The sequence below is a fragment of the Enterobacter sp. ku-bf2 genome (assembly GCF_001742765.1).
GTDB lineage: Bacteria > Pseudomonadota > Gammaproteobacteria > Enterobacterales > Enterobacteriaceae > Enterobacter > Enterobacter quasiroggenkampii.
The window spans coordinates 34407-59201 of sequence record NZ_MDVW01000006.1; the positions used below are offsets into that span (position 1 = coordinate 34407).

A 24795-nucleotide genomic window follows, 5' to 3' on the forward strand; every position below is an offset into this window, starting at 1 on the left:
TGCTAAACAGCGACACTTAGCCTGAAAATCATTCAACCGATAACGAACGGGTTAAGCGAGTAAAAATTATATATTTCAAGGTGTTAATTTTTTGTTTTGCATTCTGGCACGGGTGTTGCATAATATTAACCAGTGGCTCATTCACCTTCTTATGTCAGCCCCTTCGGGACGTGCTACATAAACTTCGAATGACGCACAAAAAGGTGCCTGCCGTCCAACTACTGATCATAGCGATGCTTTATCAGGCCAGGGCGAAACGTCGAGTTAGGCACCGCCTCATTCCATGACAAAGCCGGGTTTTTACCCGGCTTTGTTGTATCTGAAGGGCAGACTCAGTTACGCTCTGCGTAAACCCCCATTAAGAGAGTAATGCGTTGAAACGCTGGCCCGTTTTTCCCCGCTCCCTGCGACAGCTCGTCATAATGGCCTTTCTGCTGATCCTGCTGCCGTTGCTGATCCTTGCCTGGCAGGCGTGGCAAAGCCTGAACGCGCTGAGCGCGCAGGCGGCATTGACCAACCGCACGACGCTTATTGACGCCCGGCGCAGTGAGGCCATGACCAACGCCGCCCTGGAGATGGAGCGCAGCTATCGTCAGTACTGCGTGCTTGACGATCGCACGCTGGAAAAGGTGTACCAGAGTCAGCGCAAGCGCTACAGCGAAATGCTGGATGCCCACGCCGGCGTATTGCCTGACGACAAGCTGTATCAGGCGTTACGTCAGGATCTGAACGATCTCGCACAGCTGCAGTGCAGTAACAGCGGCCCGGATTCCACTGCCGCCGCGCGCCTGGAAGCCTTCGCCAACGCTAACACCGAGATGGTGCAGTCAACCCGCACGGTGATTTTCTCTCGCGGCCAGCAGCTTCAGCAGGAGATCGCCGAGCGCGGCCAGTTCTTCGGCTGGCAGGCGCTGGTGCTGTTCCTCGTGAGCCTCGGGCTGGTTCTGCTCTTTACCCGCATGATCATCGGCCCGGTGAAGGGCATTCAGCGGATGATCAACCGCCTGGGGGAGGGGAAATCACTCGGAGATACGGTCGCCTTTAAAGGTCCCCGCGAGCTGCGATCCGTAGGCCAGCGCATTATCTGGCTGTCCGAGCGCCTGGCGTGGCTTGAATCACAGCGTCATCAGTTTCTGCGCCATATCTCCCATGAGCTTAAAACGCCGCTCGCCAGCATGCGCGAAGGGACGGAACTGCTGGCGGACGAAGTGGCTGGGCCGCTTACGCCCGAACAGAAAGAAATTGTCGAGATCCTGGATAACAGCAGCCGCAATCTGCAGAAGCTGATTGAGCAACTGCTGGATTACAACCGCAAGCTGGCTGACGGGGCGGTTGTACTGGAAAACGTCGACATTGAACCGCTGGTGGATATGGTGATCTCCGCCCATAGCTTGCCAGCAAGAGCTAAAATGATGCATACCGGTGTAGAGCTGAATGCGCCGACCTGTCTCGCTGAACCCATGCTGCTAATGAGCGTGCTGGATAATCTTTATTCCAATGCGGTGCACTATGGTACTGAATCCGGTAACATTTATATCCGAAGCTATACGAAGGGTTCCCGGGTGTTTATAGACGTCGCTAACACCGGCACCCCGATCCCCGATGACGAAAAAACCATGATCTTCGAGCCCTTTTTCCAGGGGAGTCATCAGCGGAAAGGTGCGGTGAAAGGCAGTGGTCTGGGCTTAAGCATCGCCCGGGACTGCATACGACGCATGCAGGGTGAGCTAAACATTGCCACGGACGAACGTTCGGATGTTTGCTTCCGTATTGAACTGCCCCTGAGCCGGAAAAATCAATAAAATGAATCTATGTCTGGTGAGTATGTCACACGTCTTTTCCCGCGCCGTACGCGCGGTGTTTTCCCGCAGCACGCTTCGCCTGAGCCTGCCCTGTTTATTTCTGGCTGGGTGTGTTTCCCATGTGCCGCAAAGTGCGATTAGCGATAAACAAGAAGATAAATGGCCCGATAACCAGCTGGCCGATTTCCTCTCAACCCGCTGTGACGACATCTGGAACCTCTCAGGGCATGACGTCGAAAGTAACCCGCTGTTCTGGCTGCGCGGGATAGACTGCTCCCAGCGTCTGGCGCCGGTTGATGCCCGCGCGAAAGCGGCGATGCTGGATGATGATACCTGGCAGGACGCGTTCAAGCGTGGGATTTTGCTGGCGGATGCGAAAATCACTCCCGTCGAACGCCGCGCCAACGTGACCCGACTGGACACGTTTGTAGTCAATCTTCCGGTACAGATCCGCCCGGTATACCAGCTCTGGCGCGAGGGACAGACGCTACAGCTTCAGCTTTCTGAAGAGCGCTCCCGCTACAGCAAGCTGCAACAGTCAACCGATAGCGAGCTTGATACGCTGCGCCAACAGCAGCAACATTTACGTACGCAGCTGGATACCACAACGCGTAAGCTGGAGAACCTGACCGATATCGAAAGACAGCTCTCGTCGCGTAAATATCAGCCGGGGAGTTCATCCGCTGCGCCGGACAGCGATACGCCGAAACAAGAGGATGTGAAGCATGACGAGCCGTAAACCAGCCCATCTCTTACTGGTGGATGACGATCCCGGTCTGTTAAAGCTGCTGGGGATGCGTCTGGTGAGTGAAGGCTACAGCGTCGTGACCGCGGAAAGCGGGCTGGAGGGGCTGAAAATTCTCAGCCGCGAGAAAATCGATCTGGTGATAAGCGACCTGCGGATGGATGAAATGGACGGCCTGCAGCTGTTTGCGGAGATCCAGAAGCAGCAGCCGGGTATGCCCGTGATTATCCTGACCGCGCACGGGTCGATCCCGGATGCGGTTGCCGCGACGCAGCAGGGAGTATTTAGCTTCCTGACCAAGCCGGTGGACAAAGACGCACTGTATAAGGCTATCGACAGCGCGCTGGAACATGCCGCTCCGGCGGGGGATGAAGCGTGGCGGGAGCCTATCGTCACCCGCAGCCCCGTGATGCTGCGCCTGCTGGAACAGGCGAGGATGGTGGCGCAGTCTGACGTCAGCGTGCTCATCAACGGCCAGAGCGGAACCGGGAAAGAGATCCTCGCGCAGGCGATTCATAACGCCAGCCCGCGCAGCAAGAACGCCTTTATTGCGATTAACTGCGGCGCGCTCCCGGAACAACTGCTTGAATCCGAACTGTTTGGTCACGCCCGCGGCGCATTCACCGGCGCGGTAAGCAGCCGTGAAGGGCTGTTCCAGGCGGCGGAAGGTGGCACGCTGTTCCTGGACGAGATTGGCGACATGCCCGCGCCGCTGCAGGTCAAGCTGCTGCGCGTGCTGCAGGAGCGCAAAGTGCGCCCGCTGGGCAGCAACCGCGATATCGATATTAACGTGCGAATTATCTCCGCTACCCACCGCGATCTGCCAAAAGTGATGGCCCGCAACGAGTTCCGCGAAGATCTCTACTACCGTCTGAACGTGGTCAACCTGAAGATCCCGGCGCTGGCCGAACGTGCGGAAGACATCCCGCTGCTGGCGAACCATCTTTTGCGTCAGGCGGCCGATCGTCATAAACCGTTCGTGCGCGCGTTTTCCACCGATGCGATGAAGCGGCTGATGGCCGCAAGCTGGCCGGGTAACGTGCGTCAGTTGGTCAACGTGATTGAGCAGTGCGTGGCGCTGACCTCCTCACCGGTCATCAGCGACGCGCTGGTGGAGCAGGCGCTGGAAGGGGAAAACACGGCGCTGCCGACGTTTGCCGAAGCGCGTAACCAGTTTGAGCTGAACTATCTGCGCAAGCTGCTGCAGATCACCAAAGGCAACGTGACCCACGCGGCGCGGATGGCCGGACGCAACCGCACCGAGTTTTACAAGCTGCTCTCGCGTCACGAGCTGGAAGCGAACGATTTTAAAGAGTAGTACCGCAAAATTCGCCTGAATATGGTACTGTGAGCAATCGATTACGAGGCAGCTTACAGGCAAGAGTTTAAGGACCCACCATGAAAAAGATTGATGCGATTATTAAACCTTTCAAACTGGATGATGTGCGTGAAGCGCTGGCGGAAGTCGGTATCACCGGGATGACCGTGACGGAAGTGAAAGGTTTTGGTCGTCAGAAAGGTCACACCGAGCTTTACCGTGGCGCAGAATACATGGTCGACTTTCTGCCGAAAGTGAAAATTGAAATCGTGGTCAGCGACGATATCGTGGACACCTGCGTGGACACCATTATCCGCACGGCGCAGACCGGCAAAATTGGCGACGGTAAAATCTTCGTCTTTGACGTGGCGCGCGTCATCCGTATCCGTACAGGCGAAGAAGACGACGCCGCAATTTAACGTTCTTGCCGGGTGGCGCTGCGCTTACCCGGCCTACAAAACTCTTCGTAGGCCCGCGCAAGCGAAGCGCCGCCGGGCGATTACAGCACCTTATGCGGGCCGAAGCACTCGTAATGAATGCTGTCTTTGTTCACACCCAGCCCCACCAGCTGCTGCGCGGCATACTGCATAAACGCCACCGGCCCACAGATGTAGAACTGCATGTCCGGCGCGCTAAACGCCCCTTCCATCTGGCTTAAATTCATCAGACCTTCGCTGTCAAAGCGGGCAGCTGCGCGGTCTGCTTCCGTCGGCAGGCGATACCAGGTGTGCGCGGTGAAACGCGGCAGGGAGGCCCCGAGCGTTTTCACCTCATCCGCAAAAGCGTGCACGTCGCCGTTTTCGGCGGCATGGAACCAGTTAACCTGTGCACCGTGGTGTGATTTTGCCAGCGTATCAAGCATCGCCAACATCGGCGTCTGGCCGACGCCCGCAGAGATCAGCGTGACCGGCGTATGGGCTTCAACGGCCATAAAGAAGTCGCCCGCTGGCGCGGCCAGATGGACCACGTCGCCCACGTTCGCTTCGTTGTGCAGCCAGCTGGAAACCTGACCGCCGTCCTCACGCTTCACCGCAATGCGGTAGCCTTTACCGTTTGGCTTGCGGGTAAGAGAATACTGACGGATCTCCTGATGCGGGAAACCTTCAGGCTTCAGCCACACCCCCAGATACTGCCCTGGCTGGTAATCGGCCACCGGTTGACCGTCCACCGGCTCAAACTCGAAGCTGGTGATTAACGCACTGCGCGGCGTTTTCTCAACGATGCGGAACGCGCGCGTGCCTTCCCAGCCGCCGTTCTTACTGGCGTTTTCGCTGTAGATCTGCGCTTCACGGTTGATAAACACGTTTGCCAGCACTCCGTAGGCTTTACCCCACGCGTCCAGCACCTCCTGGCCCGGGCTGAACATCTCGTCCAGCGTTGCCAGCAGGTGACCACCCACGATGTCGTACTGCTCGGGTTTGATCTGGAAGCTGGTATGTTTCTGCGCGATTTTTTCCACCGCAGGCAGCAACGCTGGCAGGTTTTCAATGTTGCTGGCGTACGCCGCGATGGCGTTGAACAGCGCTTCACGTTGATCGCCGTTACGCTGGTTGCTCATGTTGAAAATCTCTTTGAGCTCCGGGTTGTGCGTGAACATGCGATCGTAGAAATGGGCGGTGAGTTTAGGGCCGGTTTGCACCAGCAGGGGAATGGTGGCTTTTACGGTAGCGATGGTTTGAGCGTCGAGCATGAGCGCGTCCTTTTGATGTCACTTTAATGATGTATTTTAAATGCATCTTATAAAAAATACCCCTGCGTTGTAAATGGTTCTTTGCAAGATGAAAAATATGCATCACAAACCTGAAAAGAAATCCGCTGGAAAGGGCGAGCGCTTTATTCCTCAAACCCTTGCGTGGCGGGTAGGGAAACGTTTGCGTAAAATCGTTTGTCAAGACCTGTTATCACAGAACTAATCAGTTATACTGTTGCCCGTCGTCCAACAGGACTGCCTTTTCAGGCCAAAATTTACTTGTTAGCTGAGTCAGGAGATGCGGATGTTAAAGCGTGAAATGAACATTGCCGATTATGATGCCGAACTGTGGCAGGCTATGGAGCAGGAAAAAGTACGTCAGGAAGAGCACATCGAACTGATCGCCTCCGAAAACTACACCAGCCCGCGCGTTATGCAGGCGCAGGGTTCTCAGCTGACCAACAAATACGCTGAAGGTTACCCGGGCAAACGCTATTACGGTGGTTGTGAGTACGTTGATATCGTTGAGCAGCTGGCTATCGATCGTGCGAAAGAACTTTTTGGCGCTGACTATGCAAACGTCCAGCCGCACTCTGGCTCTCAGGCTAACTTCGCGGTCTACACCGCGCTGCTGCAGCCGGGCGATACCGTTCTGGGTATGAACCTGGCACAGGGCGGCCACCTGACTCACGGCTCCCCGGTTAACTTCTCCGGCAAACTGTACAACATCATCCCTTACGGTATTGATGAGTCCGGTAAAATTGACTACGAAGACATGGCGAAGCAGGCTAAAGAGCACAAACCGAAGATGATCATCGGTGGCTTCTCTGCTTACTCCGGTATCGTTGACTGGGCAAAAATGCGCGAAATCGCAGACAGCATCGGTGCTTACCTGTTCGTTGACATGGCGCACGTTGCGGGTCTGATCGCTGCAGGCGTTTACCCGAACCCGGTTCCACACGCTCACGTTGTGACCACCACCACCCACAAAACCCTGGCGGGTCCACGCGGTGGCCTGATCCTGGCGAAAGGCGGTGACGAAGAGCTGTACAAAAAACTGAACTCCGCGGTGTTCCCAAGCGCGCAGGGCGGCCCACTGATGCACGTTATTGCGGCAAAAGCGGTCGCGCTGAAAGAAGCGATGGAGCCAGAGTTCAAGGTTTACCAGCAGCAGGTTGCTAAGAACGCCAAAGCGATGGTGGAAGTGTTCCTGAACCGTGGCTACAAAGTGGTATCCGGCGGGACTGAAAACCACCTGTTCCTGCTGGATCTGGTTGATAAGAACCTGACCGGTAAAGAAGCTGACGCAGCCCTGGGCCGCGCCAACATCACCGTGAACAAAAACAGCGTGCCAAACGATCCGAAGAGCCCGTTCGTGACGTCCGGTATCCGTATCGGTTCTCCGGCCGTGACTCGCCGCGGCTTCAAAGAAGCGGAAGTGAAAGAGCTGGCTGGCTGGATGTGTGACGTTCTGGACAACATCAATGACGAAGCGGTTATCGAGCGCGTCAAAGGTAAAGTTCTGGATATCTGCGCACGCTTCCCGGTTTACGCATAATTCCTCTGCTTTGCAGAAATAAAAAAGGCCGCGCATGCGGCCTTTTTTTATGGCTTAACGCCTGTCCAGGGAGATGGCGCCTGGCCCCACAATCGCCAGCAAAATAAAGGCGCCAGCAATACTGATATTTTTGTAGAAGTTAATCATATTCGGTACGACTGCATCACCGGTCATATCCCAGTAGTGATGCCCAATCACCGCCGTTCCGAGAGTGTAGAACACAAACAGTACCGCGAGAGGACGGGTGAAAAACCCCAGTACGATCAGAATGGCGGCAGGCACTTCCATGACTACCGCAATAATGGCCGCCAGCATGGGCATCGGCGTGCCCAGCGAGGTCATGTATTGTACGGTGCCGCTAAACCCCGTCAGTTTTGGATAACCAAAGATAATAAACAGCACGACAAGCGCGATGCGGCCAATGAGCAGCAGCAGGTGACGTGACTGGCCGAAATCGAGATAACGTAGTGAGTTCATGGCAGAAAAACCTCTGCAAGTGGAGTAATTTAAACGTAATACATATTTCCATTCCCTGCCATAAGCCAGACGATTGCACAAGATGTTAAATTTTCGTTAATTTATAGCAGGCTATCTACTTGCTTAATTTTTATATTCTCGCCAGACTATGGCCTCGATTTCGGGAGGGATTCATGGTCTTGCATTCCACGCGCTGGCTGGCGCTCAGTTATTTCACCTATTTCTTTAGCTACGGCATTTTTCTGCCTTTCTGGAGCGTCTGGCTTAAGGGTATCGGCCTGACGCCCGAGACCATCGGCGTCCTGCTGGGGGCCGGGCTGGTGGCGCGTTTCCTCGGCAGCCTGCTGATCGCCCCGCGCGTCAGCGATCCCTCCTTACTGATCAAGGCCGTACGCATTCTGGCTCTGCTGACCCTGGTCTTTGTGGCCTGCTTCTGGGTCAGCCATCAGTTTGCCTGGCTGATGGTGGTGATGGTCGGCTTTAACCTGTTCTTCTCACCGCTGGTGCCGCTGACGGATGCCCTGGCGAACACCTGGCAAAAGCAGATCACCATGGATTACGGTCGCGTGCGCCTGTGGGGCTCTATCGCCTTTGTGATTGGCTCGGCGCTGGTGGGCAAACTGGTCAGCCTGTACGATTACCGCGCCATTCTTGCCCTGCTGAGTATCGGTATTGCCTCGATGCTGCTGGGCATGCTGCTGCGACCGTCGGTGATGCCGCAAGGGGAAAGCCGCCATCAGGAGAGCGCTGGCTGGCCCGCATGGCGGAGCCTGGTCGCGCAGAGCTGGCGTTTTCTGGCGTGCGTGTGCCTCCTTCAGGGGGCACATGCGGCGTACTATGGTTTCAGCGCCATCTACTGGCAAGGCGCAGGATATTCCGCTTCCGCCGTGGGCTATCTGTGGTCGCTGGGCGTGGTGGCCGAAGTCATTATCTTTGCCCTGAGCAAAAAACTGTTCCGCCGCTTTGGCGCGCGTGACCTGCTGCTGCTTTCCGCCGTGTGCGGGGTGGCGCGCTGGGGGATTATGGGCTGGACGACCGATCTGCCGTGGCTGATTGTGGCGCAAATTCTTCACTGCGGCACCTTTACCGTGTGCCATCTGGCGGCCATGCGCTATATCGCTGCGCGCGAGGGCGGGGACGTGATTCGCCTGCAGGCCGTCTATTCGGCAGTGGCAATGGGGGGCAGTATCGCGATCATGACGGTCTTTGCAGGGTTCCTCTACCAGCATCTGGGGCATGGCGTGTTCTGGGTAATGGCTCTGGTGGCGCTACCGGCAATGTTTGTTCGACCGAAAGTGGCCGCACGCGCGTAACTACGATTCCAGCATGGCGCGAATATGTTCTTGCTGCTGCGCGTTCAATGTCTCAACGGCATGAATCAACGGCGGCGAGAACAGCGGCAGGGCCGTAGGGTAGGGGGTGATAACCAGCGCAGCTTCGCGCGGCGCTCCCTCTTTCTGGAAAGCCTGCAGCGTCAGATAGCGAATGTTGAGCGGCAGCAGCGTCAGCTCGCGAAGCTGCTGTTCGATCTGCTCCTCACAGGCTTTGTCTTCTCCCGTCAGCAGGATCACCTGTTTTTCATGCAGGTCAGTCTCCTGCATCAGCCAGGCCCCAAAAATCACCGCCACGAGGCTCATCTCTTCATCGGAAAAACGTAGCCCAAATTCCGCCTCCAGCTCAAACAGCGCCTCTTTCGTAGTGCGTAACAGTCGGGGATAAAGGCGGTGGATCTCCTCCGGCAGGCTATTGTCGATGCCGATCTCAAACAGCGAACGGTCAAGCGCCTGAGCCAGATGGATATACAGCTGATCGGTCAGCCCTTGTTCATCGCTGAAGTTCATCCCGGTCTGCGAACGAAAGCGGGCCACCATGCGCACGATGGCCCGGCGCAGACGCTGATCCTGCTGGTGCTTATCAAGCACCGGATCGGGGGTGCGGAGCATCATAAACAGCAGCGCCAGAAACAGCTGTTCATCCCCGTGGGCACCCTGCGGGACGCGTCGTCTCCAGTGGCGCACGATCTCCTGCGCCGTAAAATACTCCCCTCTCGACTGGGTCCAGCTGCGCTGAACGTGGGAAAACTGCGGCGTATTCCCGAGCTGGTGCTGAATAAGGCAGTATTGCAGATAGAGCTGTAAAAACTGGACGTCGCGGCATTCAAACTGGCGCTGGAGCTTGCGTGAGCAGAAACCGATCAGCGCCCGCAGGTTCGCATCGTCGTAAAGCGGGCGCGCGATGCCGTGTTGTTTAAGCGCGGTTTTTAATGCGGGGGTAAACTGGTGCGAGACGAACTGCGGGCAAAGCCGTAGCGCCCGGCGCAGCCAGTGCAGCAGGCATAAACGCTGATTCAGGGCTGTGCCTTCAATCCGGTAGCAGCCGTCGTGGTGCGTAACGATATCCAGCCGGTGATAGCGCTGGATTTCATCGCGCGTCTCGGCTATATCTTGCCGTGCCATCGCGTCGTCCACGCCGTTGGCAGCGATTATGCTCTGTGCGGTGACGGCAGCATCGGGCAGGTAAAGCATCAAAAGCACCTGGCAGCGGCGCTGCGAACTGGAAAGCACAGATGGAATTTCAAGCGTCGTCATCATCTGTCGGGTATCCAGTGTGAATGTTTGATAAGAATAGCTAAAGGATGAGCGCTGAAAAGCGCGCCGGCAGGCCTTTCATTCAGGATTGCTGGGGAACATCACAGAATTTTTGACGTGAGGAATTGATGCAAACAGTTAAACAATGTGCGATAGCGTTATTTTTGGCGGTTATCAGCTTAACTGCCAGCGCACACCCTCACAGCTTTATTGACCTTAAAACCGAGCTGGTCACCGACGGCACGCAATTGAGTGGCCTGAAAATGCGCTGGACGATGGATGAAATCACCTCGGCTGACCTGCTCTATGACGCGGGAAATGCGAAGCCCGGCGACGAAATCTGGAAAAAGCTGGCAGCGGAAGTAATGGCCAACGTGCTCGGCCAGCACTACTTCACCGAGTTCTGGCATAACGGCCAAAAGGTCAAATTTCTGAACCGACCAACGGAATACGGGATGACGCGTGAAGGGCACCAGGCGGTGCTGACGTTCGTGCTTCCGCTGGCGCATCCTCAGCCGCTGGCCGGGCAAACGTACACATTTTCCACTTTTGATCCCACTTACTATGTTGATATGCGCTATGACAAAGACAGCGACGTACGACTGCCGGACGCGCTGCAAAAAAGCTGCAAAATTGGCGTTCATACCCCGAAGCCCAGCGAAGAGATGCTGAACTTTGCGGTCTCACTCGACAAGGACGATGCCCCACCCGAGGATATGGAATTGGGTAAACAGTTCGCACAGGAGGTGACGTTACAATGTCAGTGATCTCCTCTCCGGTTCGGAAACCTCGCCGCTGGCTGCATCTCTGGCCGCTGGCGCTCTTTTTGCTGTTAGCGGTTTGCGGCGCGCTGTGGCTGTGGCAGGCCTGGCCGCAGGTCATGATGAAAAGCATTATCTGGCAGCGTGAGGTCAACCAGCAGATGAGCGGACTGCTGAAGGCGGTGGCGGAGAACCCGACCAAAGCGGGCGGATCCCTGCTGGCGTTCAGTTTTGTCTATGGCGTTCTGCACGCGCTGGGGCCGGGGCACGGCAAAATCGTGATTACGACCTGGCTCGCCACCCATCCGTCAAAGCTGAAATCGAGCATCGGCCTGACGCTGGCCTCCTCGCTGCTGCAGGGCGGCGTGGCGATTGCGCTGGTCGCTGTTGTGCTTTCACTTTTGCAGCTTCCGGCGCGCCAGCTGCACATGAGCAGCTTCTGGCTGGAGAAAGGGAGCTACGCGCTGGTGGGCGTGCTGGGGCTGATTCTGTGCTGGCGGGCGCTGAAAAAGCTGCGCGTGCTGCTGCAAAAACCGACATTCAAAGCCTTTACGCCGCACCACGTTCATAATGAACACTGCGGCTGCGGACATCAACATTTGCCCACGCAGGAACAATTACAGAACGGCGACGACTGGCGCGCGCGGTTGATGATTGTTCTTTCGATGGGGATGCGCCCGTGCTCGGGTGCCATCATGGTGCTGCTGTTCAGTAAGGTCATCGGCGTGTTCGGCTGGGGCATGTTGTCCGCGCTGGCGATGGCGGCTGGAACCTCTCTCACCATTTCGTCTTTAGCGCTGCTGGTACACAGCTTCCGTCAGCTGGCGGTCAAACTCAGCGGCAATAAAACGCCGGTGCTGTGGCGACAGATAGGGTGGACCACGCTTGCGCTGGCGGGTGGGGTGATTCTGCTGGTGGCGGCGGTGACAATGTGGATGAGTGCGGTACCGTTGGGAAGGGGGTTGCGGCCTTTCTAGCGTACTGAGGGATTATGTAGGCCCGGTAAGCGTAGCGCCACCGGGCTTAACAAACTGGATTAACGCTTCAGCGCATCGCTCAGTTCATCACGCATGTTGGCCAGCATGGCTTTAACAACGCGTGGGTTACCCGCAACGATGTTGCCGGTAGACATATAGTTATGGCCGCCGGTGAAGTCGCAAACAATGGCGCCTGCTTCACGCGCGATCAGCTCGCCCGCAGCAAAATCCCATGGCTTCAGTGAGAGTTCGAAGTAACCGTCAACGCGGCCGGTTGCCACGTAGGCCAGATCCAGCGCAGCAGAACCGGTGCGACGGAAGTCCGCACATTCGGTGAACAGTTTGCCCAGGATATTCATATAGGTGGTCGCGTGCTGTTTCGCCTTGAACGGGAAACCGGTCGCCAGGATGGTGCCGTCCAGATCGCGTGCGTTGCTGCAGCGCAGACGGTAGCCGTTCAGCTGGGCGCCCTGACCGCGGGTCGCGGTGAACAGTTCGTTACGCATTGGATCGTACACAACGGCGACTTCAGTACGGCCTTTAATGCGTACTGCGATAGACACAGAGAAGTGTGGCAGGCGTTTGACGAAGTTGGTGGTGCCATCCAGTGGATCGATAACCCATTGAACATCCTGATCGGTACCTTCATGTTCACCGCTTTCTTCGGTGATGATGGTGTGCTGTGGGTAAGATTTGCGGATCGTTTCGATAATAATCGCTTCTGCGGCTTTATCGACGTTTGTCACGAAATCATTGCTGCCTTTCTGGCTGGTTTCTACGGAGTCTGGCGTTTCGTAGTGTTTGGCAATTACATTACCCGCCTTGCGCGCTGCGCGCACGGCGATGGTCAGCATCGGATGCATCGGTCTCTCTCACTGGATGTTAAAGAACAGGAAAATCGGCGCAGAGTATAGCAGCGGGATCGGATTATGTCTCCCGTTTATGATAATATGCCCGAATATTCTTCAGACACTGAATTCAGACATTAAAAATTATGCTGCAAAACATTCGAATTGTGCTGGTCGAAACATCGCATACCGGCAACATGGGCTCCGTTGCCCGCGCTATGAAAACCATGGGCTTAACGAACCTGTGGCTGGTTAACCCGCTGGTGAAACCTGACTCGCAGGCTATCGCGCTGGCGGCCGGGGCCAGCGACGTGATCGGCAATGCCCAGATCGTCGATACCCTTGACGAAGCGCTGGCTGGCTGCAGCCTCGTGGTCGGTACCAGCGCGCGTTCGCGCACGCTGCCGTGGCCAATGCTCGATCCGCGTGAATGCGGCCTGAAAAGTGTCTCGGAAGCAGAACAGGCACCGGTTGCGCTGGTGTTTGGCCGCGAACGCGTTGGCCTGACCAACGATGAACTGCAGAAGTGTCATTATCACGTCGCGATTGCGGCAAACCCGGAGTACAGCTCGCTGAACCTGGCGATGGCGGTGCAGGTTATCGCCTATGAAGTGCGTATGGCGTGGCTGGCAACGCAGGAAAAAGAGGTTGAGCCTAAAGAAGAGACGGCTTACCCGCTGGTGGACGACCTTGAGCGTTTCTATGGTCACCTGGAGCAGACGCTGCTCTCGACCGGCTTTATCCGCGAAGGCCACCCGGGTCAGGTGATGAATAAGCTGCGCCGTCTGTTCACCCGCGCGCGTCCGGAAAGCCAGGAGCTGAACATCCTGCGCGGGATCCTGGCGTCGATTGAGCAGAAGAATAAAGAGTAGTGTCGGTTTGTTTTCTCCCTCTCCCTGTGGGAGAGGGGCGGGGTGAGGGCATCAGGCCGCACCTATATTATGAAGGCACAGAAGGTTAAATACCTGACTAAAACAGTCAAGTAAATAGTTGACCATTTTAGTCAGGAATGTCAGACTTGGCCCTGCTATGCAATACCCCATTTTACAATAAAAAACCCCGGGCAGGGGCGAGTTTGAGGTTAAGTAAGACATGAGACTGACATCTAAAGGGCGTTATGCCGTGACCGCGATGCTGGACGTTGCGCTCAACTCCGAAGCGGGCCCGGTTCCGTTGGCTGATATTTCTGAACGACAAGGGATCTCCCTCTCTTACCTGGAACAGCTGTTCTCCAGACTGCGTAAAAATGGACTGGTTTCCAGCGTTCGTGGCCCAGGCGGCGGTTATCTGCTGGGTAAAGACGCGGGCAGTATTGCAGTTGGCGAAGTGATCAGCGCAGTTGACGAATCCGTTGACGCGACCCGTTGCCAGGGTAAAGGCGGCTGCCAGGGCGGCGATAAGTGCCTGACCCACGCGCTGTGGCGCGATCTGAGCGACCGTCTGACCGGCTTCCTGAACAACATCACCCTCGGTGAGCTGGTGAATAACCAGGAAGTTCTGGACGTATCGGGCCGTCAGCACGGCCATGATTCCCAACGCAGCACCCGCGCGCAGGACGCTATCGACGTCAAATTACGCGCGTAATAAAACGATAAGTATTTCAGAATCAGGCCGGGGCGAAGACTCGCCCCGTGTACTCGGTCGTACATCCAGCCGGTTGCCTGATTCCTTGCATTGAAGCGATGTACGGAGTTTATAGAGCAATGAAATTACCGATTTATCTCGACTACTCCGCAACCACGCCGGTGGACCCGCGTGTTGCCGAGAAAATGATGCAGTGTCTGACCCTGGACGGAAACTTTGGTAACCCAGCTTCCCGTTCACACCGTTTTGGCTGGCATGCTGAAGAGGCGGTTGATATCGCCCGTAATCAGATTGCTGACCTGGTGGGCGCCGACCCGCGTGAGATTGTTTTCACCTCCGGTGCGACCGAATCCGACAACCTGGCGATCAAAGGTGCAGCCAACTTTTATCAGAAAAAAGGTAAGCACATCATCACCAGCAAAACCGAACACAAAGCCGTGCTGGACACCTGCCGTCAGCTGGAGCGTGAAGGGTATGAAGTCACCTACCTGGCGCCACAGAGCAACGGCATCATCGATCTGAAAGAGCTCGAAGCGGCCATGCGTGATGACACCATTCTGGTCTCCATCATGCACGTCAACAACGAAATCGGCGTGGTACAAGACATCGCGACCATCGGCGAAATGTGCCGCGCGCGCGGTATCATCTACCACGTGGACGCGACCCAGAGCGTGGGCAAACTGCCTATCGACCTGAGCCAGCTGAAAGTGGACCTGATGTCCTTCTCCGGCCACAAAATCTATGGCCCGAAAGGGATTGGCGCGCTGTACGTTCGTCGTAAACCACGTATCCGCATCGAAGCGCAGATGCACGGTGGCGGTCACGAGCGCGGCATGCGTTCCGGTACGCTGCCTGTTCACCAGATCGTGGGCATGGGCGAAGCCTACCGCATTGCAAAAGAAGAGATGGAAACCGAGATGGCACGCCTGCGCACGCTGCGTAACCGTCTGTGGGACGGCGTGAAAGATATGGAAGAAGTGTATCTGAACGGCGATCTCGAGCAGGGCGCACCAAACATCCTCAACGTCAGCTTCAACTATGTTGAAGGCGAGTCGCTGATCATGGCGCTGAAAGACCTGGCAGTTTCTTCCGGTTCTGCCTGTACGTCTGCAAGCCTTGAGCCATCCTACGTGCTGCGTGCGTTGGGTATGACTGACGAGCTGGCACACAGCTCTATCCGTTTCTCTTTAGGTCGTTTCACTACCGAAGAAGAGATTGACTACACCATCAAGCTGGTTCGCAACTCCATTGGCCGTCTGCGCGACCTTTCTCCACTGTGGGAAATGTTCAAGCAGGGCGTGGATCTGAACAGCATTGAATGGTCACATCACTAATCGGTACATAAGGAGAATTCAATCATGGCATACAGCGAAAAAGTCATCGATCATTACGAAAACCCACGCAACGTTGGCTCTTTTGACAACAGCGACGAATCTGTTGGTAGCGGCATGGTCGGTGCGCCAGCGTGTGGCGACGTGATGAAGTTGCAGATTAAAGTCAACAATGAAGGTATCATTGAAGACGCGCGCTTCAAGACCTACGGCTGCGGTTCTGCAATTGCGTCCAGCTCCCTGGTTACCGAATGGGTGAAGGGCAAGTCTCTGGACGAAGCCCAGGCAATCAAGAACACGGATATTGCTGAAGAACTCGAACTGCCACCGGTGAAAATTCACTGCTCAATTCTGGCAGAAGACGCGATCAAAGCCGCCATTGCGGATTACAAAAGCAAACGTGAAGCAAAATAATTGAGGTTTGAGTATGTCGATTACCCTTAGCGACAGCGCTGCCGCGCGAGTAAGCTCTTTTCTGGCGAACCGTGGTAAAGGCTTTGGCCTGCGACTGGGCGTACGTACCTCCGGCTGTTCTGGTATGGCTTACGTACTGGAGTTTGTTGACGAACCGGCGTCTGACGACACCGTGTTTGAAGACAAGGGCGTGAAGGTGGTGGTCGATGGCAAAAGCCTGCAATTCCTCAACGGCACTCAGCTGGACTTCGTTAAAGAAGGCCTGAACGAAGGGTTCAAATTCACGAACCCGAACGTCAAAGACGAGTGTGGTTGCGGCGAAAGCTTCCACGTTTAACCGCGCGTCATCTGAAACCCCACCGTGGCGTTACCCGCTACGCGTGGGGTTTGTTTTAACAGGCTACCCCTGAGATTGTTATGGATTACTTCACTCTCTTCGGATTACCCGCTCAATACCCGATTGATCTCCAGGCGTTGACGATCCGTTTTCAGGATCTGCAGCGTCAGTACCATCCGGACAAATTCGCGAGCGGTACTCAGGCAGAGCAACTGGCTGCGGTTTCCCACTCTGCCACCATCAACCAGGCCTGGCAGACGCTGCGCCATCCGCTGGCGCGCGCTGAATATCTGCTCTCGCTCCACGGTTTTGATCTGGCGAGCGAACAGCACACCGTGCGTGACACGGCGTTTCTGATGGAGCAGCTGGAGCTTCGCGAAGAGCTCGATGAGATTGAACAGGCCAAAGACGAAGCGCGTCTGGAAAGCTTTATTACGCGCGTAAAGGGCATGTTCGATACCCGCCATCAGCAGATGGTGGAGCAACTGAACAACGAGACCTGGGACGTGGCGGCAGATACTGTGCGCAAACTCCGTTTTCTCGATAAACTGCGAAGCAGTGCTGAACAACTCGAAGAAAAGCTGCTCGATTTTTAATTTCGGAAGCAATTATGGCCTTATTACAAATTAGTGAGCCTGGCTTAAGTGCCGCACCGCACCAGCGTCGTCTGGCGGTGGGTATTGACCTGGGCACCACCAATTCCCTCGTGGCGACCGTGCGCAGCGGCCAGGCGGAAACGCTGGCTGACGAGCAGGGGCGCCATCTGCTGCCTTCCGTGGTCCACTACCAGCAGCAGGGTCACGCGGTAGGCTATGACGCCCGCGCTAATGCCGCGCGCGATCCGGCGAATACCATCAGCTCCGTCAAGCGCATGATGGGCCGCTCGCTGGCCGATATTCAGACCCGCTACCCGCATCTGCCGTATCAGCTGCAGGCAAGTGAAAACGGCCTGCCGATGATTGCGACCGCGGCCGGTCTGCTGAACCCGATTCGTGTTTCTGCTGACATCCTCAAAGCGCTGGCTGAGCGCGCTACGGCAACGCTCGGTGGTGATCTGGACGGCGTGGTGATTACCGTTCCTGCCTACTTTGACGATGCACAGCGTCAGGGCACCAAAGACGCCGCGCGTCTGGCGGGCCTGCATGTGCTGCGTCTGCTGAACGAACCGACGGCGGCGGCGATTGCCTACGGCCTCGATTCCGGTCAGGAAGGGGTGATCGCGGTTTATGATCTTGGCGGCGGGACGTTTGATATCTCTATCCTGCGCCTGAGCCGCGGGGTGTTTGAAGTGCTGGCGACCGGCGGGGATTCCGCGCTGGGCGGTGATGACTTCGACCATCTTCTGGCGGACTACATCCGCGAGCAGGCGGGCATCAGCGATCGCAGCGATGCGCGCGTACAGCGTGAACTGCTGGATGCGGCCATCGACGCCAAAATCGCCCTGAGCGATGCGCAGACGGTTACCGTTAATGTTGCGGGCTGGCAGGGTGACATCACCCGCGACCAGTTCAGCGATCTGATCGCCCCACTGGTGAAACGCACCTTACTGGCCTGCCGTCGCGCATTGAAAGATGCGGGCGTTGAGGCGAACGAGGTGCTGGAAGTGGTCATGGTGGGCGGTTCGACCCGCGTGCCGCTGGTGCGTGAGCGCGTGGGCGAATTCTTTGGCCGCACGCCGCTGACCTCCATCGACCCGGACAAAGTGGTTGCCGTAGGTGCCGCAATCCAGGCCGATATTCTGGTCGGCAACAAGCCGGACAGCGAAATGCTGCTGCTGGACGTCATCCCGCTGTCGCTGGGCTTAGAAACCATGGGCGGCCTGGTGGAGAAAGTGATCCCGCGTAACACCACCATTCCGGTGGCGCGCGCGCAGGAGTTCACCACCTTTAAAGACGGCCAGACCGCGATGTCCATCCACGTGATGCAGGGCGAACGCGAGCTGGTGCAGGACTGCCGTTCTCTGGCGCGCTTTGCGCTGCGCGGTATCCCGGCGCTGCCTGCGGGCGGGGCGCATATTCGCGTCACCTTCCAGGTGGATGCCGACGGCCTGCTGAGCGTCACGGCGATGGAAAAATCCACCGGCGTGGAATCGTCCATCCAGGTGAAGCCGTCCTACGGCCTGACCGATGGCGAAATCGCCTCCATGATTCAGGACTCAATGAGCTACGCCGAGCAGGATGTGAAGGCGCGTATGCTGGCGGAACAAAAAGTGGAAGCCGCACGCGTGCTGGAGAGCCTGAACGGCGCGCTCGCTGCCGACGCCGCGCTGTTAAGCGCCGCTGAGCGTCAGGTGATTGACGAAGCCGCCGCGCGCTTAAGCGCCGTGGCCGAAGGCAATGACGCTGACGCAATAGAAGAAGCCATTAAAAACGTTGATAAACAAACCCAGGACTTTGCTGCTCGCCGCATGGACAAATCTGTCCGCGTCGCGCTGAAAGGCCAGTCCGTGGACGAGGTTTAATATGCCAAAGATTGTAATTTTGCCTCATGCGGACCTCTGTCCGGATGGCGCTGTTCTGGAAGCGAAGACCGGTGAAACCATTCTCGATGTTGCCCTGCGTGCAGGTATCGAAGTGGAACACGCCTGTGAAAAATCCTGTGCCTGCACCACCTGCCACTGCATCGTGCGTGAAGGTTTTGACTCTCTCGCCGAGAGCACCGAAGACGAAGACGACATGCTGGATAAAGCATGGGGTCTGGAGCCAGACAGCCGCTTAAGCTGCCAGGCTGCGGTGACCGATGAAGATCTGGTCGTGGAGTTCCCACGCTACACCATCAACCACGCACGCGAGCATTAATATGGGACTGAAGTGGACAGACAGCCGTGAAATCGGCGAAGCGCTCTACGACGCGAACCCGGATCTCGATCCGAAGACCGTACGATTCACCGATATGCATCAGTGGATCTGCGATCTGGAAGATTTCGACGACGATCCAAACGCATCCAATGAAAAAATTCTGGAGGCGATTCTGTTAGTCTGGTTAGATGAAGCAGAATAAATAACAAAACGGGCTGCCTTCAGGCGGCCCGTTTGCTAGTTGCTAATAAGGAAAAATAAAATGACCGAAGCGATGAAGATTACGCTCTCTACGCAGCCCGCCGACGCACGCTGGGGCGAGAAAGCCAGCTACAGCATCAACAACGACGGTATTACCCTGCACCTGACGGGCAACGATGATTTGGGCCTGATCCAGCGCGCCGCGCGTAAAATTGACGGTCTGGGCATTAAGCATGTCTCGCTGGAAGGCGAAGGCTGGGACACCGACCGCAGCTGGGCGTTCTGGGCGGGTTACAAAGGGCCGAAAGGCACCCGCAAAATTGAGTGGGCGAACCTCGACGAAGCCGGTCAGAAAGAGCTGGAAAGCCGTCTGCAAATCATCGACTGGGTACGCGACACCATTAACGCTCCGGCGGAAGAGTTAGGCCCTGAGCAGCTGGCGCAGCGCGCCGTTGACCTGCTGTGCGGCGTGGCGGGCGACAAGATGTCCTACCGCATCACCAAGGGCGAAGACCTGCGCGAGCAGAACTACATGGGTATCCACACCGTGGGCCGTGGTTCTGAGCGTCCACCGGTGCTGCTGGCGCTGGACTACAACCCAACCGGCGATAAAAACGCCCCTGTCTTTGCCTGCCTGGTAGGTAAAGGTATCACCTTCGACACCGGCGGCTACAGCCTGAAGCAGAGCGCGTTCATGGACTCCATGAAGTCCGACATGGGCGGCGCGGCAACTATCACCGGTGCGCTGGCGTTTGCCATCACCCGCGGTCTGAAAAAGCGCGTGAAGCTGTACCTGTGCTGCGCGGACAACATGGTCAGCGGTAACGCCTTCAAGCTGGGCGACATCATTCGCTACCGTAACGGCAAAAACGTTGAGGTGATGAACACCGACGCCGAAGGCCGTCTGGTGCTGGCCGATGGCCTGATCGACGCGTCTGCCCAGAAGCCTGAGCTGATCATCGACATGGCAACCTTGACCGGTGCGGCGAAAACCGCGCTGGGTAACGACTACCACGCGCTGTTCAGCTTCGACGACAAGCTGGCCGCACGCCTGCTGGCCAGCGCCGCGGCGGAAAACGAACCGTTCTGGCGTCTGCCGCTGGCCGAGTTCCACCGTAGCCAACTGCCGTCCAACTTTGCCGAGCTGAACAACACCGCCAGCGCGGCGTACCCGGCGGGTGCAAGCACCGCAGCAGGCTTCCTGTCTCACTTCGTTGAGAACTACCATGAAGGCTGGCTGCACATTGACTGCTCCGCAACGTACCGCAAAGCGGCGGTTGAGCAGTGGTCCGCGGGCGCGACCGGTCTGGGCGTGCGTACCGTGGCGAACCTGCTGACGGCTGAGTAATCTTTTTTGCCGGGTGGCGCTACGCTTACGCGCGCCTTCGGATTCATCATATTGCCCGGCGGCGCTGCGCTTGCACGGGCCTACGGTTTTGTAGGCCGGGTAAGCGAAGCGCCACCCGGCATTTTTTGAAGTAGCCAAACTATGTCAGATACCAAAAACGAATTAGAGACCCTGCTGGAGCAGGCGGCGACCGAGCCCGCCCACCGTCCGGCATTTTTCCGCACGCTGCTGGAGTCCACCGTCTGGGTGCCGGGTACCGCCGCGGAAGGTGAGCAGGTCGTAGAAGACAGCGCGCTGGATCTGCTGCACTGGGAGAAAGACGACGGCACGTCGGTGATCCCGTTCTTCACCTCGCTGGAAGCGCTGCAGGAAGCGGTTGAAGACGAACAGGCGTTCGTGGTGATGCCGGTGCGTACCTTGTTTGAAATGACGCTCGGCCAGACGCTGTTCCTCAACGCCAAGTTGCCGACCGGGAAAGAGTTTACGCCGCGTGAAATCAGCCACCTGATTGGCGAAGAGGGCAACCCGCTCAGCACGCAGGAAGTGCTGGAAGGGGGCGAAACGCTGCTGCTGTCTGAAGTGGCCGAGCCGCCCGCGCAGATGATTGATTCTCTGACGACGTTGTTCAAAACGCTCAAGCCCGTCAGGCGCGCGTTTCTCTGCTCCATCAAAGAGCGCGCGGACGAAAAGCCGGTGCTGTTGATCGGTATTGAAGCCGATGGCGATTTTGACGAGATCGTTCAGGCGGCGGGCAGCGTGGCGACCGACACGCTACCGGGCGATGAGCCGATTGATATCTGTCAGGTGAAAAACGGTGAGAAGGGCATCAGCCACTTTATTACCGAGCACATTACGCCGTTCTATGAGCGTCGCTGGGGGGGCTTCCTGCGCGATCTCAAAACCAACCGCATAATCTGATTTCAGCGGGGTGAATGTCACCCCGTTGCTTCCAGCAGCAGTAAATCCATCAGCAGCACCAGATTCGACTCAAACGACGTCACCCCTGCGGCTTCGGCGGCGTAGTGTACCGCTTCGTCATAGAGCGCAAAGTGCACGTCGGCCATCTCCGCCAGCGGGTTGGCCGAGGCGCGGGTAAACGCGACGATGGTCATGCCAACGTTTTTGGCTATCCGCGCTTTATCCAGTACCTGTTCCGTTTCGCCGCTGCGTGAGACGGCAATAAACACCTGATAGCGGGCGGCATTGCTGAGAAAAATGTTCCGGCTGTCGCCCGGTCCGGAGATAAACGCCGTTTTGCCCAGCACCTGCAGCTTCTTGGTCAGGTACTCCGCAAACAGATAAGAGAACCCGGCCCCGTAGAGAAAGAAACTCTCTTTCTGGCGCAGCAGGTTAGCAAACTGCTGGCGTTTGTCCTGGGTGACCCACTGAAAGGTGTGCTGATAGTTGGCGATAAACTGATTAAACAGCGCCGGGAGCTCAGGGGGCGATTGCCCCTGAACGGCAATGTGCGGCGTGTCGGTGAGCAACTGCTTGCAGTGCCAGATAAACTCGCTAAAGCCGCTGAACCCCAGCTTCTGGCACAGCCGCATAATGGTGGCGGTAGAAACGAATGTCGCCTGTGCCAGCTCGCGAACCGTAATATTGCCCACCAGCAGCGGATGCTCCGTGAGGTGGGCGAGGACGCGATACTCCGCGCGGGTCAATGACGCTCCGCGTGTTAACAGCGTGGCCAGGCGGTTATCCATTATTTCGCGGGTTCGACAGGCAGATCGTCTCGCGCACCCCATTCGCTCCAGGCGCCGTCGTAGAGCGTGACGTCGCTTACGCCGAGCGTGGCGAGCGCCAGAATGACCACGCAGGCCGTTACGCCGGAACCGCAGCTGGCAATCACTGGACGATGCAAATCAACCCCTGCCCGGTCAAAAATGGCGCGCAGTTCGTCGGTAGTTTTCAGCTCGCCCTCAAATACCAGATCGCCCCACGGCACGTTCAGCGCGCCCGGAATATGCCCGCGCTTCAGCCCCGGACGCGGTTCATCCGCTTCGGCATTGAAGCGAGGAGCAGGGCGGGCATCGACGATTTGCGCCGTTTTTTCATGGCTCACGACCAGCACGTCGGTCAGGCGTTTTACCACGTGGGTATCAAAGGTCGCGTCGAATTCACCTTCCGGCAGCGTGACATCACCCTGCTGAAGCGGCAGCTCGTCGCGCTTCCAGCCCGCCAGCCCACCGGCAAGAATCGAGACTTTTTCCACGCCGAAGTTTTTCAGCATCCACCACGCGCGCGGCGCGGAGAAGAGGTTACCTTCATCATAGACAACGAGGTGCTTGTCTTTGCTGATGCCCAGCTCGCGCATCGCCACGGAAAACGCTTCCGGGCGCGGCAGCATGTGCGGCAGGGGAGAGGTGTGATCGGAGAGGGCTTCAATATCAAAAAATACCGCCCCCGGCAGATGCCCGGCACGGTATTCACCGGGCACGTCACGATGCTCTTGTCCCGGAGGGGCCATACGCGCGTCGATAATCTGAACTTCCGGATCTTCGCCGTGCTCAATCAGCCAGTCGGCAGCGACAAAATATGAGGTGGACATGGGTTGCCTCCATTCTTTTCCGTAAAAAAGGATTGTCGGTGTTTTTTCTGACACCGACAAGCAAACCACGTTCAACTCGCGAGCAAGCCCCTATTTTTTCACCGGTTCGCCGTCCTGCCAGGCTTTTTGCAGCGCTGGCCAGTAGTCGCGGTTGGCCTCAATCATCTCATCCAGAATGGCTTTTGCATGTTCCATGGTCGGCACGGTGCGGTTGAGGGTAAACGCCTGCAAGGCTTTCTCATAGCTGCCTTCGATAGTCGCCTCCACCAGCAGCTGTTCAGATGCGAGCTGCTGTTGCAAAAGCGTCTGATGGAACAGCGGCACCTGACCAATACGGATCGGTTCTGGGCCCTCGGAGGTGATATAAGCGGGAACTTCCACCACCGCATCGTACGGCAAATTGGTAATCGCCCCGCGGTTTTCCACCATCACCAGATGGCGGCTTCGCAGGTTAAAGGCCAGCGAGCAGGCCACATCGACGATAAACTCGCCGTGGACGCCCACGTGGAAGGCATCCGGTAAAATTCCGGTGCGTTGATATTCTTCGGCGGCGGCGAACAGCTTTTTCTCGCGCCCGTCCATCACTTCGTTGGCGCGGGTATAGTCCGGGCTCTGGTGCGCCACAATCTGGTTCGGCATCAGGTAATACTGCAGATACGGGTTCGGCAGATACTCGGGGAAATTGTCCATGATCGGCTTGATGTTGCGCCAGGTTTTCACCCAGGAGGGGTCGGAATGCTGCGGATCGGTTTTAGCCGCATCTTCCGTCAGCAGGCCAAACTTAGCGATATGCTTACGCAGCGCCGGGAGCTTGTCTTCGCCGTCCACCAGCACGCGGGTAAACCAGCCGAAGTGGTTCAAGCCGAAGTAGTCCACTTCCAGCCTGCGGCGATCGACACCCAGAATCGCCCCCATATTGCGCATGGCGGCCACCGGCATATCGCAGATGTTCAGCACCCGCGCATTTGGCCGCAGACGGCGCACGCCCTCCGCGACGATCGCCGCCGGGTTGGAGTAGTTCACGATCCAGGCTTTTTCATGCGCGTAGCGATCCACCAGATCGATAAGCTCCACCATCGGCAGGATCGTGCGTAGTCCGTACGCAAGGCCACCGGGTCCGCACGTTTCCTGGCCCACCACGCCGTGACGCAGCGGGATCTTCTCATCCTGCTCACGCATTTTGTACTGGCCGACGCGCATCTGGGCAAAGACGAAATGGGCGCCGCTGAAGGCCACTTCCGGGTCGCTGGTGACGGTAAATTTGATGTGCTGACTGTGGTCGCGAATGACCTTCTCGACAACCGGCGCAATGGTGTTCTGACGCGCCTCGTCGATATCGTAGAGGCGAATTTCGGCCAGCGGGAAATCCTGCAGGCGCACCATCAGGCTTTTCACAATGCCCGGCGTGTAGGTGCTGCCGCCGCCGGCAATCGACAGAATGAATGGGGGTGTAAACATCTTTAGCTC

Annotated in this window: 26 protein-coding genes; 19 read left to right on the forward strand and 7 right to left on the reverse strand. The window is 57.1% G+C overall.

The genetic code is table 11. The features are described from left to right. Nucleotides 1-374 precede the first annotated feature (374 nt). The 4 genes from qseE (at nucleotide 375) to glnB (ending at nucleotide 4284) form a co-directional block, all read left to right on the forward strand. On the forward strand, nucleotides 375-1802 hold the full coding sequence (qseE, locus tag BFG58_RS11270; protein ID WP_063622278.1) for a two component system sensor histidine kinase QseE/GlrK: 1428 nt from the start codon (nucleotides 375-377) through the stop codon (nucleotides 1800-1802). Between the two features lies 1 nt (nucleotide 1803). Beyond that, the gene (gene qseG, locus BFG58_RS11275; RefSeq protein WP_063622277.1) at nucleotides 1804-2541 is read left to right on the forward strand and encodes a two-component system QseEF-associated lipoprotein QseG; all 738 of its coding nucleotides are present in this window, start codon (nucleotides 1804-1806) and stop codon (nucleotides 2539-2541) included. Then, nucleotides 2528-3865 (forward strand): two-component system response regulator GlrR, encoded by a 1338-nt coding sequence (gene glrR / locus BFG58_RS11280; protein WP_045908542.1) that lies wholly within the window; start codon nucleotides 2528-2530, stop codon nucleotides 3863-3865. The genes qseG and glrR overlap by 14 nt, the downstream gene beginning before the upstream one ends. Before the next feature lie 80 nt (nucleotides 3866-3945). Continuing rightward, the gene (gene glnB / locus BFG58_RS11285) at nucleotides 3946-4284 is read left to right on the forward strand and encodes a nitrogen regulatory protein P-II (protein WP_003860685.1); all 339 of its coding nucleotides are present in this window, start codon (nucleotides 3946-3948) and stop codon (nucleotides 4282-4284) included. A gap of 80 nt (nucleotides 4285-4364) precedes the next feature. On the opposite strand, the gene hmpA is transcribed toward glnB, so the two are convergent. Then, complete coding sequence (gene hmpA, locus BFG58_RS11290; RefSeq protein ID WP_069719828.1) at nucleotides 4365-5555, reverse strand: NO-inducible flavohemoprotein; 1191 nt, start codon at nucleotides 5553-5555, stop codon at nucleotides 4365-4367. 304 nt (nucleotides 5556-5859) lie between these two features. Between hmpA and glyA the strand changes: the two genes are divergently transcribed. Beyond that, complete coding sequence (gene glyA, locus BFG58_RS11295; protein ID WP_008502165.1) at nucleotides 5860-7113, forward strand: serine hydroxymethyltransferase; 1254 nt, start codon at nucleotides 5860-5862, stop codon at nucleotides 7111-7113. A 54-nt stretch (nucleotides 7114-7167) separates the two neighbouring features. Here the strand turns inward: glyA and BFG58_RS11300 are convergent, their stop codons facing one another. Beyond that, nucleotides 7168-7590, reverse strand: a complete 423-nt coding sequence (locus BFG58_RS11300) for a DoxX family protein (RefSeq protein WP_024908634.1) — start codon at nucleotides 7588-7590, stop codon at nucleotides 7168-7170. Between the two features lie 173 nt (nucleotides 7591-7763). Between BFG58_RS11300 and BFG58_RS11305 the strand changes: the two genes are divergently transcribed. Beyond that, nucleotides 7764-8903 carry a 3-phenylpropionate MFS transporter gene (locus BFG58_RS11305; protein ID WP_045908544.1) on the forward strand — a complete coding sequence of 380 codons (1140 nt, stop codon included), beginning with the start codon at nucleotides 7764-7766 and terminating at the stop codon, nucleotides 8901-8903. Here the strand turns inward: BFG58_RS11305 and csiE are convergent, their stop codons facing one another. Continuing rightward, on the reverse strand, nucleotides 8904-10181 hold the full coding sequence (csiE, locus tag BFG58_RS11310; protein ID WP_069719829.1) for a stationary phase inducible protein CsiE: 1278 nt from the start codon (nucleotides 10179-10181) through the stop codon (nucleotides 8904-8906). It abuts the gene before it with no gap. 125 nt (nucleotides 10182-10306) lie between these two features. On the opposite strand from csiE, the gene BFG58_RS11315 reads away from it, so the two are divergent. Together BFG58_RS11315 and BFG58_RS11320 are read left to right on the forward strand one after the other, a co-directional pair. Beyond that, a complete protein-coding gene (locus BFG58_RS11315; protein ID WP_048029583.1) occupies nucleotides 10307-10945 on the forward strand; it encodes a DUF1007 family protein in 639 nt (212 codons plus the stop codon). Continuing rightward, entirely contained in the window at nucleotides 10936-11916 is a 981-nt protein-coding gene (locus BFG58_RS11320) for a nickel/cobalt transporter (protein WP_069719830.1), read from the forward strand. The genes BFG58_RS11315 and BFG58_RS11320 overlap by 10 nt, the downstream gene beginning before the upstream one ends. A 59-nt stretch (nucleotides 11917-11975) precedes the next feature. Here BFG58_RS11320 and suhB read toward each other — a convergent pair whose 3' ends face one another. Continuing rightward, on the reverse strand, nucleotides 11976-12779 hold the full coding sequence (gene suhB, locus BFG58_RS11325; protein WP_003860668.1) for an inositol-1-monophosphatase: 804 nt from the start codon (nucleotides 12777-12779) through the stop codon (nucleotides 11976-11978). A 131-nt stretch (nucleotides 12780-12910) separates the two neighbouring features. Here suhB and trmJ point away from each other — a divergent pair, with 131 nt between their 5' ends. The 11 genes from trmJ to sseB all read left to right on the forward strand — a co-directional run bounded on the left by trmJ (nucleotide 12911) and on the right by sseB (nucleotide 21695). Then, nucleotides 12911-13636, forward strand: a complete 726-nt coding sequence (gene trmJ, locus BFG58_RS11330; protein ID WP_008502159.1) for a tRNA (cytosine(32)/uridine(32)-2'-O)-methyltransferase TrmJ — start codon at nucleotides 12911-12913, stop codon at nucleotides 13634-13636. A gap of 220 nt (nucleotides 13637-13856) precedes the next feature. Beyond that, a complete protein-coding gene (iscR, locus tag BFG58_RS11335) occupies nucleotides 13857-14348 on the forward strand; it encodes a Fe-S cluster assembly transcriptional regulator IscR (RefSeq protein WP_045399615.1) in 492 nt (163 codons plus the stop codon). Between the two features lie 119 nt (nucleotides 14349-14467). After that, entirely contained in the window at nucleotides 14468-15682 is a 1215-nt protein-coding gene (gene iscS, locus BFG58_RS11340) for a cysteine desulfurase (RefSeq protein WP_008502157.1), read from the forward strand. A gap of 24 nt (nucleotides 15683-15706) precedes the next feature. After that, nucleotides 15707-16093 carry a Fe-S cluster assembly scaffold IscU gene (iscU, locus tag BFG58_RS11345; RefSeq protein WP_003860661.1) on the forward strand — a complete coding sequence of 129 codons (387 nt, stop codon included), beginning with the start codon at nucleotides 15707-15709 and terminating at the stop codon, nucleotides 16091-16093. Between the two features lie 13 nt (nucleotides 16094-16106). Further along, the gene (gene iscA, locus BFG58_RS11350; protein ID WP_003860659.1) at nucleotides 16107-16430 is read left to right on the forward strand and encodes an iron-sulfur cluster assembly protein IscA; all 324 of its coding nucleotides are present in this window, start codon (nucleotides 16107-16109) and stop codon (nucleotides 16428-16430) included. Between the two features lie 80 nt (nucleotides 16431-16510). Further along, nucleotides 16511-17026, forward strand: a complete 516-nt coding sequence (hscB, locus tag BFG58_RS11355) for a co-chaperone HscB (RefSeq protein WP_024908642.1) — start codon at nucleotides 16511-16513, stop codon at nucleotides 17024-17026. A gap of 14 nt (nucleotides 17027-17040) precedes the next feature. Continuing rightward, a complete protein-coding gene (gene hscA, locus BFG58_RS11360; RefSeq protein WP_048226243.1) occupies nucleotides 17041-18891 on the forward strand; it encodes a Fe-S protein assembly chaperone HscA in 1851 nt (616 codons plus the stop codon). 1 nt (nucleotide 18892) lies between these two features. Then, nucleotides 18893-19228 carry an ISC system 2Fe-2S type ferredoxin gene (fdx, locus tag BFG58_RS11365; protein WP_003860652.1) on the forward strand — a complete coding sequence of 112 codons (336 nt, stop codon included), beginning with the start codon at nucleotides 18893-18895 and terminating at the stop codon, nucleotides 19226-19228. Nucleotide 19229: 1 nt separating this feature from the next. Continuing rightward, on the forward strand, nucleotides 19230-19430 hold the full coding sequence (iscX, locus tag BFG58_RS11370) for a Fe-S cluster assembly protein IscX (RefSeq protein ID WP_003860650.1): 201 nt from the start codon (nucleotides 19230-19232) through the stop codon (nucleotides 19428-19430). A gap of 60 nt (nucleotides 19431-19490) precedes the next feature. Next, entirely contained in the window at nucleotides 19491-20777 is a 1287-nt protein-coding gene (gene pepB, locus BFG58_RS11375) for an aminopeptidase PepB (protein WP_069719831.1), read from the forward strand. A gap of 141 nt (nucleotides 20778-20918) precedes the next feature. Further along, nucleotides 20919-21695, forward strand: coding sequence for an enhanced serine sensitivity protein SseB (sseB, locus tag BFG58_RS11380; protein ID WP_032648693.1), 777 nt, complete (start codon nucleotides 20919-20921; stop codon nucleotides 21693-21695). A 17-nt stretch (nucleotides 21696-21712) separates the two neighbouring features. On the opposite strand, the gene BFG58_RS11385 is transcribed toward sseB, so the two are convergent. From BFG58_RS11385 to BFG58_RS11395, 3 genes are all read right to left on the reverse strand, one after another. After that, nucleotides 21713-22483: a MurR/RpiR family transcriptional regulator gene (locus tag BFG58_RS11385; RefSeq protein WP_069719832.1), complete on the reverse strand. Its 771-nt coding sequence runs from the start codon at nucleotides 22481-22483 to the stop codon at nucleotides 21713-21715. Continuing rightward, entirely contained in the window at nucleotides 22483-23328 is an 846-nt protein-coding gene (gene sseA / locus BFG58_RS11390; protein ID WP_069719833.1) for a 3-mercaptopyruvate sulfurtransferase, read from the reverse strand. Before sseA ends, BFG58_RS11385 begins: the two co-directional genes overlap by 1 nt. Before the next feature lie 90 nt (nucleotides 23329-23418). After that, entirely contained in the window at nucleotides 23419-24786 is a 1368-nt protein-coding gene (locus BFG58_RS11395; RefSeq protein WP_069719834.1) for a 6-phospho-alpha-glucosidase, read from the reverse strand. Between the last annotated feature and the right edge of the window lie 9 nt (nucleotides 24787-24795).